Source organism: Agreia sp. VKM Ac-1783 (genome assembly GCF_900177765.1).
Taxonomy (GTDB): domain Bacteria; phylum Actinomycetota; class Actinomycetes; order Actinomycetales; family Microbacteriaceae; genus Agreia.
On the sequence record NZ_FXWI01000001.1, the window covers coordinates 47267 to 59254 of the forward strand.

The window sequence follows — 11988 nt, forward strand, 5'->3', positions numbered from 1 at the left end:
ACTGGTGAACAATCCCTTCGCGGAGGCGGTGCTGTCCGGGCAGCTGCTGCTCGCCCTGCCGATCGCCCTGCTGGCCGGCCTCGTGTCGTTCGCGTCGCCCTGCGTTCTGCCGCTCGTTCCCGGGTATCTCGGCTACATCGGCGGCTTCGCCTCGGCTCCGGATGCGACGGATCGCGCACGCGGACGCGGCCGGCTCCTGCTCGGCGTGGCCCTGTTCGTGCTCGGGTTCTCGCTGGTCTTCGTCGCCTACGGTGCGGCCTTCGGTGCCGTCGGCGCCTGGCTGACCACGTGGCAGGACCTGATCACCCGCATCCTCGGAGTGGTCGTGATCGTGCTCGGCCTGGTCTTCGTCGGGCAGTTCACCTTCATGCAGCGCACATTCAAACCCTCGTGGGCCCCCGCGACGGGCCTTGCGGGAGCGCCTCTATTGGGCCTCGTCTTCGGGCTGGGCTGGACCCCGTGCATCGGCCCGACCCTCTCGGCCATCTTCGCCCTCAGCCTCAACGGCGCCTCGCCATGGCGCGGCGCGCTGCTCGGCCTCGTCTACTGCATCGGGCTCGGAGTTCCGTTCCTGCTCGTCGCTCTCGGTTTCAACTGGGTCACCGGATCCGTCGCATTCCTCAAGCGGCATATTCGCGCGGTCAACATCATCGGCGGAGCGCTGCTCATCGCCGTCGGCCTCTTGATGGTCTCGGGAATCTGGACCATCGTCATGAACAACCTGCAGGGGGTGATGTTCTCCTTTGTCTCGCCCGTCTGATCATTTCGATTCCCCGAGCCCGACGCCCGAGTCCGCGCGTGACGGCGGCTCGGCATCCATCACTCAACCGAAGTTGGGCGTCGTCGGCTGGCTGCGCTGGTTCTGGCGGCAGCTGTCGAGCATGCGCACGGCGCTGTTCCTGCTGTTGCTGCTCGCCCTGGCCGCGGTGCCCGGATCGCTCGTTCCCCAGCGATCGAGCGACCCCAACGGCGTGACGCAGTACTTCGTCGACAATCCGACTCTGGCACCCATCCTCGACAGCGTGCAGATGTTCTCCGTCTACAGCTCGGTGTGGTTCTCGAGCATCTACCTGCTGCTGTTCATCTCGCTGGTCGGCTGCGTGATTCCGCGCACCAAGCATCATTTCGACGCGCTGCGCTCGGCCCCGCCGAAGACGCCGGCCAGGCTCGAACGGCTCGGCGGCTTCACGACCCGGCAGGCCGAGGGTGACTCCTCTGCGATCCTCGAGTCGGCGCGCACGATCCTCAAGAAGTCCGGTTACCGGGTGCGTCTGTTCCAGGATGCGCGTTCCACGTCGGTCTCGGCCGAGCGGGGATACGCGCGCGAGACCGGCAACCTGGTCTTCCACACGGCACTCGTCGGCATCCTCGTCACCGTCGGAATCGGCGGCGGCTTCGGCTACGCGGGTCAGCGCGTGGTGGTGGAGGGGCAGACGTTCGTGAACACCCTGCTCGCCTTCGACTCGTTCAACCCCGGGCGGTTCTTCTCCGACGACACGCTCGCCCCGTTCACTCTGCGGCTCGACAAGTTCGACGCCACCTACGAGACGAAGAACCTCAATGCGTTCGGTCAGCCCATCGACTACTCCGCGCACGTGACGACCGCCGAAGACGGCAAGGAATCCGACGGCGAGGTCAAGGTCAACAGCCCGCTCAAGATCGGCGGCTCCGATGTCTATCTGCTCGGAAACGGTTATGCGCCGACGCTCACCGTCAAGAATGCCCAGGGCGATGTCGTGTTCACCGACTCGGTTCCGTTCCTGCCGCAAGACGCGAACCTCACCTCTCTCGGAGTCATTAAGATCACGGACGGTCTGCCCGAACAGGTGGGCATGATCGGGTTCTTCTACCCGACGCAGGACGTGGGCTCGAACGGCGCCTACTTCTCGTCATTCCCCGAGGCGGAATACCCGGTCGTCACCCTCAATGTCTACGAGGGCGACCTCGGCCTCGACAAGGGTGTGCCGACATCCGTCTACTCTCTGGCCACCGACAAGATGACCCAGCTCACCGGTGGCAAGACCGGCATCGACTCGATCGAGCTCAAGCCGGGCGAGACGGCCGAGCTGCCGAACGGTATGGGCACGGTCACGCTCGACGGAATCAAACGCTTCGCGTCGTTCGACATCCATCGCGACCCGACGCAGGCCTGGGTGCTCGTGTTCGCGATCCTGGTGCTCGGCGGTCTGCTCACGTCGCTGTTCATTCCCCGCCGTCGCGTGTGGGTGAAACTCATCGAGAACGCCGACGGCACGGGCGTGACTCTCGAGTACGCAGGACTGGCCCGCGGTGACGACCCGAGACTCGACGACGCTGTCGCCGAGATAGCCGATAAACACATCAAGAGCCTTCCGACGCCCGCCGGCAAGACGACAACCACAAACCCCGGCGCGAATACGCCAGACGACGCTTAGGATTACCCCCGTGATGGAAACGCTCGAACAGTACTCGATTCTCCTCGTCTATTCGGCGATGGCGATCTACGCGCTCGCGTTCATCTCCTTCGCGCTCGACCTGGCGAAGCGGTCGTCGCAGATGAAGGCGGCGGCGGCCGTTGCCGCACCCGTGACCGCAGAACTCGTCGGCGCATCCGTGTCTGGCCGAGGTGGCGCCGTCGCCGCGCCCGCCGCGCCCGCTGGAGCTGGCGACGCATCCGGTGTCGATGCGAGCCGCAAGCGGTCTGTCACCCTGCGGATCGGTGTGGCGCTCACCATTCTCGGGTTCCTGCTGCAGCTGGTCGGTGTCGTGCTGCGCGGCATCGCCGCAGGGCGGGTGCCGTGGGCCAACATGTACGAGTTCTCGATCACGGGAACGCTGCTGATCATGGCCGTCTTCCTCGTCGTGCTGATTCGTGAAGACCTGCGCTTCCTCGGAACGTTCATCACGGGCCTCGTGCTGATCCTGCTCGGTGTCTCGACGGTCAACTACTACGTCGCTGTCGTACCGCTGCCCCCGGCGCTCGAGTCCGCGTGGCTCGTCATCCACGTGTTCGTCGCCAGCCTGGGAACCGCGTTCTTCGCGCTCGGTGGTGCGCTCTCCGGCATCCAGTTGCTGCAGAACCGTCGCGAGGCGTCGCCGAAGTCGCGCTTCCTCAACTTCCGCCTGCTCGACACGCTGCCCGACTCGGTGCGCCTCGAGAACCTGGCCTACCGCATCAACATCGTCGGTTTCGTGTTCTGGACCTTCACGCTCATCGCCGGCGCCGTCTGGGCCGAGCGGGCGTGGGGTCGCTACTGGGGCTGGGACACCAAAGAGGTGTGGACCTTCATCATCTGGGTCATCTACGCCGGCTACATCCACGCTCGGGCCACGAAGGGCTGGCGCGGATCGCGGTCGGCTTGGCTGGCGCTGATCGGCTTCGCGGCGGTGCTGTTCAACTTCGGCGTCGTCAACGTCTTCTTCAAGGGGCTGCACGCCTACTCGGGCCTGTAAGCCGCTCGCTCGAATTCAGGAAGAACGGCCGAAACCGCGTACTTTCGTGCACGGCAGGCGCGTTCTTCCTGAGTCGTGGCGCGGGCCTCGGGGTCACGAGCGCGCAGACAGCAGCTCGTAGCAGCGGGTGATTCGGGCGCGCCACCAGGCGTCGCGCTCGGCGGATGCCGCGTGCTGCGCCAGCAAGGCGTCGCCCAGTTCCACGCGTTCCACCTCGATGAAACCGCCGACGGCGCGCACGGGCCGCGCGGTCACATCCGCGGCCAGCAGCGACGCCGTGCCGAGCCCGCAGTCGAAGTCGAGTGAGGGGATGCTGGCGGCGAGCCAGGCGCCCATCGAGAGTCCGACCGACGTGTCGAGCGCGCTCGAGACGACGACGGGCAGCCCGGCGTCGCGAACGATGTCGAGTGCGGAGTGCACACCGCCCAGTGGCTGGGCCTTGATCACCAGGAGGTCCGCGGCGCCGGCGCGCGCCACCTCGAGGGGATCCTCGGCTCGGCGAACACTCTCGTCGGCCGCGATCGGGATGTCCCAGTCGTGCAGTCGCACACGCAGCTCGGCGAGCTCGGCGATCGACGCGCACGGCTGCTCCACGTACTCGAGGTCGAATTCGGCCAGCGCATGGATAGCGTGCTCGGCCTCGTCGACGTTCCAGCCGCCGTTGGCATCGACACGGATGCGTCCCTCGGCGCCGAGCTCCGCGCGCACGGCGCGCACACGGGCGACGTCGTCGGCGAGCACCTGCCCTGCTTCCGCGACCTTTACCTTGGCAGTGCGGCACCCGTCATACAGAGCGAGGATCTCGGGCACACGCGACGCATCCACCGCGGGAACCGTCGCGTTCACGCGGATGCGGTCGCGCAGCGGCGAGGGTTGCGCGCGCCAACCGAAGTCGATGGCCGCGCCGAGCCAGGTGGCGGCCTCGTCGTCGCCGTATTCGACGAAGGGCGAGAACTCGGTGGAGCCCTCGGGTCCGCGGAACACCACGGCCTCGCGGGTGTCGATGCGCCGAAACCGGGTGGTCAGCGGAAGAGAGACGACGTGCGCGGCGGCGAGCAGATCGGCGAGAGGGGGGAGTGCGGGAGAGGCCATCTGCCCATTCTGCTCTGCGCGCCTAGAAGAGCGAGGGCGGGGCGGTGTCTTCAGCCAGAACGGCCTCGACCGGGGTGGATGCCGCGACGCCCGGCCATCCCGGACCGCTCGGCACCGCCGTGCGGTTCTGGTACGCCGTGGATGCCGCTCGGGCACGTGCGTCGGCCGCCTCGTTCATGGGGTGGTTCGCGTGCCCCTTGACCCACTCGAAGGTCACGACGCGGCCCTGCAGAGCCTCGTCGAGCTGTTTGATGATCTCGACGTTCAGCACAGGCTTGCCGTCGGCCTTGCGCCAGCCCTTGCGCTTCCAGCCGGAGAGCCACTCGGTGCACGCCTTGATGGCGTACTGGCTGTCGCACAGGATGTGCAGGGGCTCGGATTCGCCCTCCGTCGCGCGCAGAAGCTCGAGAACCGCGGTGAGTTCGCCGATGTTATTCGTGGCCCGCGGCCATCCGCCCGCCGCCCAGCGCTCGTCGTCGACGTACCAGGCCCAGCCTGCGGGGCCGGGGTTGCCGAGGGCTGAGCCGTCTGCGGAAGCGACGATCGTCACGGGGGAACTCCTTCTGGCGCACGAAGCGGGAATGCGCACTATCGAGGGTAGGCGACTCCGGCTGACACACTGGACAGATGGACGGAGACGACGAGGAGGTCACCAAGAAGGTCGTCCGTCGATCGAGACCCGCGGAGGCGAAACGGTCGCGCCCCGCAGCGCCCGCCCAGCCGTCGAACTCGCCGGTGTACGGAACTCCGCCGGGAACGGATCCGACACTGCCGGCCTATGGCAGCCGCGATTCGGCCAAGCCGATCGAGCCGGCACAGCACGACTTCGATCCCCGTGCCGAAGAGAAGGCGGCCGCGGCCAAGGCAGCAGACGCCGCCGCAAAGGCGGCAGCCGCCGCGCGCCAAGAGAACGCGGCCAAAGTCGCCCGGGCGGCCAAGGTCCGCGCACAGGAGCGCGCAGCGCAGAAGGCCGCGAAGGCCCAGGCGGCGAGGGCAGCCTACGCCGCGAAGAAAGAGCGGACGGCCCGGATCGCGGAGGAGACCCGACAGGCTCGACTCGCGCGCACCGGTACCAGGGGAAGCCGCAGCTCTCAGCGCGCACGGGAGCGCCAGTTCGGCGGGATGTCACGGATGCCCGGTCGTGGTCGAACCGAAGAGCGCATCCGGAGGTTCGGAACGTGGCCGCAACTGCTGTTCGCAGCTCTGATCAGTGCGGGCGTGATCTTAATTCCGATCATCGTGACCAACAGCTCACCGCCGTCATCGACGGTGTCAGACGGGGTCGATTGGACGGGCTACCCAGGTCAATACGCCGACGACGCCCAGAAAACTCTCGCCGCACCACGCCAGGAGGAGGCCGTTGCGGAGAACACGGCTCTCCTCGCGGAGCTGCGGGCGGCGGTCGATGACGAAATCGCCGTCTCGTGGATCGAACACGGCTCGGCGACCGAGCGGTCGCTCGAGAACAGCTGGGGCGGGCCGAGTCTCCTGAACGAATGGACGTCGCCCCGCTGGTACACGACAGAGCCGATCTCCGGCCAGAAGCTCAAGCAGCGGCTGGTCGACCGTGTCAGCGAGGTGCTCTCCGATCACGGATTCGAGGATCCGCGGCTAGTGAACGATCCCGACACATCGTTCTACTCTCCGAGATCGATCGAGCGGTTGTATGGCGGCTCGAAGCCCGCCACCCAAGTGATCTGGGAGCTCAAGGCCACGAGCGTCGAAGACGAGTACGTCGACTTCACCTTCACGATCACCGACCTCTCGAACGACAAGACCGGCCAATTCGCCGAAGACGCCGAGCGAAACGCGGAGTACCTCGACACGCCCGTGAGCTCGATGGCGATGACGCTCACGAGTCGTGGGCTTCTCGCTGCCTCCGATGCGCCCGAGTTCCGCGAAAGGGCGGCGCCGTTCGAGGACAAAGAGCCGCCGAAGGGGTAGCAGAGCGACCCGGCTGGCACACTGGACGCATGCACGACGACGCGGAGGGCGGCATCCCCGACTACGGCACGCCCGGTGGCACGCCGCCTCGCGTGGGCGGGCCGGTCTACGGCTCGGCTCGGCAGGCTCGAACGGCATCGGATGCGCCGGCCCCGGCGGTCGAGACCGATCCGGGCGACGGCGGCGGCTTCGCAGGCTTCTTGGATGCCGTGCAGGACCGCGCGCAGGCGGTGCTCTCCGACCTCGGCATCGGCCCGGACGATGATCTGCCGACGGTCTCTGACGGCGTCGACTGGTCGCTCTATCCGGGAACGCATGCGGGCGATGCCGACGTTGCTCTGGCGGCCCTCTCGCAGGAAGAGACGATCGAGCGAAACGAGGCCCTTCTCGCGCGACTGCGCGACGCGATAACTCCGCGGTTCGGATTGAGTTGGGGGCTGTTCGGCGAGATCCCGCGCATCGAGCCGGAGGTCAACGACTGGGGAGGTGAGAGCCTGCTCGAGACGTGCACCACCGGAACCTGGCGCTCCACCGCGAAGCTCACGAATCCCCTCGTCAAGATGCAGCTCGTCGACCTGGTCACGGGCCTGCTCGAGGCCGAGGGCTTTCACGACGTGGCTCTGCGGAACGACCCGGCCCGCGCATCAGGGGCCGCGGCCCTCGCCGCGATGGAGCACGAATTCGGCGGCATGACCCTGCGGGATCAGGTGGTGTGGTCGCTGGTCGCCCGCGAATCCGTGCACTCGGACAGTGAGTTCGAGCTCACGATCATCGAGCTGAAGCACGACCGCACCGGGCGTTTTCTCGAAGCCGCCAAGGCGAGGGCAGAGCTCCGCGGCGGGCCGATGAGTTCGGTCGACCTCGAGATCGTGAGTCGCGGAACCCTGCCCGCAGAACTCAAGGACGAGTTCCGCGACAGGGCCCGCCGCTACGACGACCGCGAGCCTCCCGAGCTCTGAGCTCTGCCCGCCGCGTTGGTCGAGTAGGCCGCCTGCAGCCGTATCGAGACCACGCCGGGAGTGATCTCGATACGCGGTGCTCGTTCCTCACGACCGCTACTCGATCGGCGCCGGGCTGGCAGACTGACATCATGTCTGAAACACCGTTCGTCTCCGAGATCTTCGATGCATCCGAGTGGGCCACAGCGCCCGGGGCGAGTGCCCTGACCGACATCACGTACCACCACTCGAACGACGGGCGCGTGGCGCGCATCGCCTTCAACAGGCCCGAGGTGCGCAATGCCTTCCGTCCGCACACCGTCGACGAGCTCTACCGTGCCCTCGACGACGCGCGGCAGAATCCGCGCATCGGCGTCGTGCTGCTCACCGGAAACGGGCCGAGCCCGAAAGACGGCGGCTGGGCCTTCTGCTCCGGCGGCGACCAGCGCATCCGGGGTCGCGACGGCTATCAGTACGCCGACGGCACGGTGCCCGACGGGCCGCTTGCCGGTGCCGCGACCGGTCGGCTGCACATCCTCGAGGTGCAGAGGCTCATCCGTACGATGCCCAAGGTCGTGATCGCGGTCGTTCCCGGCTGGGCGGCCGGCGGCGGGCACTCGCTGCACGTGGTCTGCGATCTGTCGATCGCGAGCGCCGAGCACGGCAAATTCAAACAGACGGATGCCGATGTCGGCTCGTTCGACGCCGGTTACGGCAGCGCGTACTTCGCCCGCCAGATCGGCCAGAAGTTCGCACGCGAGGTCTTCTTTCTCGCGCGGGAGTACTCGGCGCAGCGGGCCTACGAGATGGGCGCGGTGAACGTCGTCGTTCCGCACGCCGAACTCGAGCGTGAGGCGCTGGACTGGGCACGCACGATCCTGACCAAGTCGCCCACTGCCATCCGCATGCTGAAGTTCGCATTCAACGCGGTCGACGACGGGCTCATGGGGCAACAGGTGTTCGCGGGCGAGGCCACGCGCCTGGCCTACGGAACCGACGAGGCCGTGGAGGGCCGCGACTCGTTCCTGGAGAAGCGCGAACCCGACTGGTCGCCGTTCCCGTATCACTACTGAGGCCGTGCACCTACTGAGGGCTTCCTGAGAAAGGATTGCGCACAACTGAATTGTGCGCAATGCTTTCGTCATGACCACATCGACGAAAGCCCCTGCAGCGCCGCAGCCCTTCGTGATCGATGAGCTCGTCTGCTTCGCTCTCTACAACGCATCGCACGCGATAACGCAGACGTACCGCTCGGTGCTCGCGCCCTGGGGTCTCACCTACCCGCAATACCTCGTGTTCGTCGTTCTCTGGAACGAGGGGGCCCTCTCGCTCCGCGACCTCGGCACCCGGCTCGAGCTCGACTCCGGCACCCTCTCGCCGCTCACGAAGCGCATGGAGGAGGCCGGCTACCTCGAGCGCTCGCGCGCATCCGACGACGCGAGGGTCGTGACGATCGGCCTCACCGACAAGGGCGAACGGATGCGCGAGGAGCTCGCGGCCGTTCCGGCCTGCGTCTCCGGCGCGATGAAACTCGACCGTTCCACCGCTGCGCAGCTGCGAGGAATGCTGCACCAGCTGGCCGACGACACGCGTTCCTTCGACGCTGCGTCGTCAGGCCCAACCCAGACCACCGGCGCACCCGACGCCGGTCGATGAAAGGAAACCCTATGGAGATTCTCTACACCGCAGAAGCACTCTCGACCGGCGAAGGCCGCAACGGCCACGTGCGCACGAGCGACGGACAGGTCGACCTCGACCTCGCCATCCCCAAGGAGATGGGCGGATCGGGCAACGGAGCGAACCCCGAAGACCTCTTCGCCGCCGGCTACGCGGCCTGCTTCCACTCCGCACTGCAGAGCGTCGCCCGCGCCCGCAAGGTGAAGATCTCCGACTCGAGCGTCGGCGGCCGCGTGCACATTGGCCCGAACGGCGAAGGCGGATTCCAGCTCGCTGTCCTCCTCGAGGTCGTCCTCCCCGGTCTCGCGCTCGCGGACGCACAGGAGCTGGCCGACGCCGCCCACCAGGTCTGCCCGTACTCCAACGCGACCCGCGGCAACATCGACGTTCAGATCGTCGTCGAAGAGGGCTAGTCTCCTCCGTTTCTCCGCGCCGAGCGCGGGTGTTCTCGCCGACCGCCGTGGCCCAGCCACCGCGAATTGCGGGAGCACCCGCGCTCGCCGCGTTCCCAGCTTCAGCGGCGCTTCAGCGCCCGTCGGGCAGACTGGGCGCATGCGCGTGCTGGTTGTCGAAGACGAGAAGCGCCTCGCCGAGGGGCTCAAACGCGGTCTCGAGGCCGAGGGCTTCGCGGTCGACGTGGCGTCCACGGGCACCGACGGCCTCTGGCTCGCCACCGAGAACGACTACTCGGTGATCCTGCTCGACATCATGCTGCCCGGGATGAGCGGCTACCGCGTGTGCGAGCGACTGCGCGCCGCCGAGAACTGGACTCCGGTGCTGATGCTCACGGCGAAAGACGGCGAGTGGGATCAGGTCGAGGCGCTCGACACCGGCGCCGACGACTACCTCACCAAGCCGTTCTCGTTTGCGATCCTGCTTGCACGCATCCGGGCCCTGATCAGGCGCGGCCAGAGTGAGCGGCCGGCCGTGCTCGAGGCGGGAGACATCCGCGTCGATCCGTCGACGCGCGAGGTGACCCGCGGCGCAGAGCGCATCGATGTGACCGCTCGGGAGTTCGCCGTGCTCGAGTACCTGATGCGGCGCAAGGGCGACGTGGTCTCGAAGCGCGACATCATCGACAACGTCTGGGACGACGACTTCGACGGCGAGCAGAACATCGTCGAGGTCTACGTGGGGCATCTACGAAACAAGCTCGACCGCCCCTTCGGGCGACATGCCATCGAGACGCTTCGAGGCGCGGGCTACCGGCTGGCATCCCATGGCGGCTGAACCGGCTCGGCGGCGTCGCCTGTCGTTGCGCTGGAGGATCGTTCTCGTGGCCACGGCAGTGGTCGCGGCGGCTCTTGCCATCGGATCCGCTGCTTTCGTCGGGGTTCTGCGCGAGTCGCTGGTGGCGGGCGTTCAACTGAGCGCCGAGCGGGATGCCGCTGAGTTGGTCGGCCAGGTCGAGACGACCGGGGTCGCGTCTGTCGACACGGACATCGACGATGACGATGGGCGGATCGTGCAACTCGTGGCGACCGATGGGAGCCTGCTCGCGTCGACCGACAACGCCGAGGATCGGCCGTTGATCGCCGTGCCTCCGCTGCGCCACAGCGCCGCTCCCGTGCCCGACGACAGCCCCGTCACGCCGACGCCGTCGAGCAGCAATGACGACGGTGACTCCGACGACTCGGGCGACGACAACTCCGGCAGGGGGTCGCAAAGCGACTCCGCCGACTCCGACGACGATGTGGCCGATACACCGGCTACCGCTGACGACTCAGATGCGACGCCGACGACACCTCCCGTGCTCCTCGATGACTCGGCTACGCGATCGGTCAGCTCCGACGACGGTGAATCGTTCCTCGCGGTCGGACGCACGGCCACGGAGGCGGGCTCCGCTCGCGAGCTGTGGGTCGTGGCCGCTCGCAGTCTTGCCTCCGTCGACGGCACGATCGGCACGGTCGTGAGTCTCCTCGCGGTGGCCCTGCCGATTCTGCTCATCGTGCTGGGACTCACGATCTGGTTCGTCGTGGGCCGGGCTCTCCGCCCGGTCGATCGCATGCGACAGCAGGTCGACGAGGTCACGGCGTCGAGTCTCGACCGGCGCGTCGCAGACCCGGGCACAGACGACGAAGTCGGACGCCTCGCCCACACGATGAACCGCATGCTGCAGCGCCTCGACGACTCGCGCCGCTCGCAGAATCGTTTCATCTCGGATGCGTCGCACGAGCTCAAGTCGCCCCTCGCCTCGCTGCGCCAATACGCCGAGGTCGCCCGCGCGCATCCGGATCGCATCTCGCCCGACGAGCTGTCGACCGCGGTGCTCGACGAGGGAGCGAGGCTCGAGAGCCTGGTGCAGGGCATGCTCGTTCTCGCGCGAGCAGACGAGCGGTCGCTCGCGAGACCCACGACTCTCGTCGATCTCGACGACATCGTGTTCGCCGAAGCCCGGCGCCTGCGCGAGTCGACGTCGTTGACTATCGACTCCAGCGGAGTCGCGGCCGCGCAGCTACGGGGCGATGCCGGCCTGCTTGCGCAGCTGGTGCGCAATCTGGTCGACAACGCGGTTCGCCACGCGACCTCGATCGTCGTGCTCGCGGTGCACGCCGATGATCCGGATGGCAGGGTCGTTCTCGTGGTCGAAGACGACGGCCAGGGCGTTCCCGAGGCGGACAGGCGACGTGTGTTCGAGCGTTTCGTGCGCCTCGACGAGGCCCGCGCCCGAGACGGCGGCGGCAGCGGGCTGGGGCTCGCCATCGTGCGCGAGATAGCCGCGGCCCACGGCGGCGCCGTCTCTGTCGAGGAGGGCGCACGCGGGGGAGCGCGCTTCGTCGTCACCCTGTCGGTCGACTGAGAGTCCGCGCTGCTCGAGATCATCATGGGCGGACGTCCTCAGAGACAGGGTTCCCTTGCGCTGATTGAGTAGCCGCGCGACGAAGGAGCTGGCGTATCGAAATCA

The 11988-nt window shown here is 67.5% G+C and carries 12 protein-coding genes; 10 read left to right on the top strand and 2 right to left on the bottom strand.

All coding sequences use genetic code 11. The features are described 5' to 3' along the window. Window position 1 precedes the first annotated feature (1 nt). Genes CCK87_RS00235 through ccsB form a run of 3 tightly spaced genes read left to right on the top strand, consistent with a single transcriptional unit; the run spans window position 2 to window position 3432 of the window. On the top strand, window positions 2-760 hold the full coding sequence (locus tag CCK87_RS00235) for a cytochrome c biogenesis protein CcdA (protein WP_086459523.1): 759 nt from the start codon (window positions 2-4) through the stop codon (window positions 758-760). Further along, entirely contained in the window at window positions 744-2414 is a 1671-nt protein-coding gene (locus CCK87_RS00240; RefSeq protein WP_086459524.1) for a cytochrome c biogenesis protein ResB, read from the top strand. Before CCK87_RS00235 ends, CCK87_RS00240 begins: the two co-directional genes overlap by 17 nt. A gap of 13 nt (window positions 2415-2427) precedes the next feature. Then, window positions 2428-3432 carry a c-type cytochrome biogenesis protein CcsB gene (ccsB, locus tag CCK87_RS00245; RefSeq protein ID WP_086459525.1) on the top strand — a complete coding sequence of 335 codons (1005 nt, stop codon included), beginning with the start codon at window positions 2428-2430 and terminating at the stop codon, window positions 3430-3432. A gap of 93 nt (window positions 3433-3525) precedes the next feature. Here the strand turns inward: ccsB and CCK87_RS00250 are convergent, their stop codons facing one another. Together CCK87_RS00250 and CCK87_RS00255 are read right to left on the bottom strand one after the other, a co-directional pair. Continuing rightward, window positions 3526-4524, bottom strand: a complete 999-nt coding sequence (locus tag CCK87_RS00250) for an o-succinylbenzoate synthase (protein ID WP_086459526.1) — start codon at window positions 4522-4524, stop codon at window positions 3526-3528. 22 nt (window positions 4525-4546) lie between these two features. Beyond that, entirely contained in the window at window positions 4547-5074 is a 528-nt protein-coding gene (locus CCK87_RS00255; RefSeq protein WP_086459527.1) for a ribonuclease H, read from the bottom strand. A 77-nt stretch (window positions 5075-5151) separates the two neighbouring features. Between CCK87_RS00255 and CCK87_RS00260 the strand changes: the two genes are divergently transcribed. The 7 genes from CCK87_RS00260 to CCK87_RS00290 all read left to right on the top strand — a co-directional run bounded on the left by CCK87_RS00260 (window position 5152) and on the right by CCK87_RS00290 (window position 11883). Continuing rightward, entirely contained in the window at window positions 5152-6468 is a 1317-nt protein-coding gene (locus CCK87_RS00260; RefSeq protein WP_086459528.1) for a hypothetical protein, read from the top strand. A 29-nt stretch (window positions 6469-6497) separates the two neighbouring features. Beyond that, window positions 6498-7427, top strand: coding sequence for a hypothetical protein (locus CCK87_RS00265; protein WP_086459529.1), 930 nt, complete (start codon window positions 6498-6500; stop codon window positions 7425-7427). Window positions 7428-7558: 131 nt separating this feature from the next. After that, window positions 7559-8479, top strand: coding sequence for a 1,4-dihydroxy-2-naphthoyl-CoA synthase (locus CCK87_RS00270; RefSeq protein WP_086459530.1), 921 nt, complete (start codon window positions 7559-7561; stop codon window positions 8477-8479). 70 nt (window positions 8480-8549) lie between these two features. Next, window positions 8550-9062, top strand: a complete 513-nt coding sequence (locus tag CCK87_RS00275) for a MarR family winged helix-turn-helix transcriptional regulator (RefSeq protein ID WP_086459531.1) — start codon at window positions 8550-8552, stop codon at window positions 9060-9062. A gap of 11 nt (window positions 9063-9073) precedes the next feature. Beyond that, on the top strand, window positions 9074-9496 hold the full coding sequence (locus tag CCK87_RS00280; RefSeq protein WP_086459532.1) for an organic hydroperoxide resistance protein: 423 nt from the start codon (window positions 9074-9076) through the stop codon (window positions 9494-9496). Window positions 9497-9635: 139 nt separating this feature from the next. Continuing rightward, on the top strand, window positions 9636-10313 hold the full coding sequence (locus CCK87_RS00285) for a response regulator transcription factor (RefSeq protein WP_086459533.1): 678 nt from the start codon (window positions 9636-9638) through the stop codon (window positions 10311-10313). Between the two features lie 46 nt (window positions 10314-10359). Further along, complete coding sequence (locus CCK87_RS00290; protein WP_170927083.1) at window positions 10360-11883, top strand: HAMP domain-containing sensor histidine kinase; 1524 nt, start codon at window positions 10360-10362, stop codon at window positions 11881-11883. Window positions 11884-11988: the final 105 nt, after the last annotated feature.

What these genes read in the sequence shown, in the direction of transcription:
- ccsB (WP_086459525.1), top strand. Translation starts at nt 2,428, where the DNA reads ATGGAAACGCTCGAACAGTACTCGATTCTCCTCGTCTATTCGGCGATG.
- CCK87_RS00250 (WP_086459526.1), bottom strand. Translation starts at nt 4,524, where the DNA reads ATGGCCTCTCCCGCACTCCCCCCTCTCGCCGATCTGCTCGCCGCCGCG.
- CCK87_RS00260 (WP_086459528.1), top strand. Translation starts at nt 5,152, where the DNA reads ATGGACGGAGACGACGAGGAGGTCACCAAGAAGGTCGTCCGTCGATCG.
- CCK87_RS00265 (WP_086459529.1), top strand. Translation starts at nt 6,498, where the DNA reads ATGCACGACGACGCGGAGGGCGGCATCCCCGACTACGGCACGCCCGGT.
- CCK87_RS00270 (WP_086459530.1), top strand. Translation starts at nt 7,559, where the DNA reads ATGTCTGAAACACCGTTCGTCTCCGAGATCTTCGATGCATCCGAGTGG.
- CCK87_RS00275 (WP_086459531.1), top strand. Translation starts at nt 8,550, where the DNA reads ATGACCACATCGACGAAAGCCCCTGCAGCGCCGCAGCCCTTCGTGATC.
- CCK87_RS00280 (WP_086459532.1), top strand. Translation starts at nt 9,074, where the DNA reads ATGGAGATTCTCTACACCGCAGAAGCACTCTCGACCGGCGAAGGCCGC.
- CCK87_RS00285 (WP_086459533.1), top strand. Translation starts at nt 9,636, where the DNA reads ATGCGCGTGCTGGTTGTCGAAGACGAGAAGCGCCTCGCCGAGGGGCTC.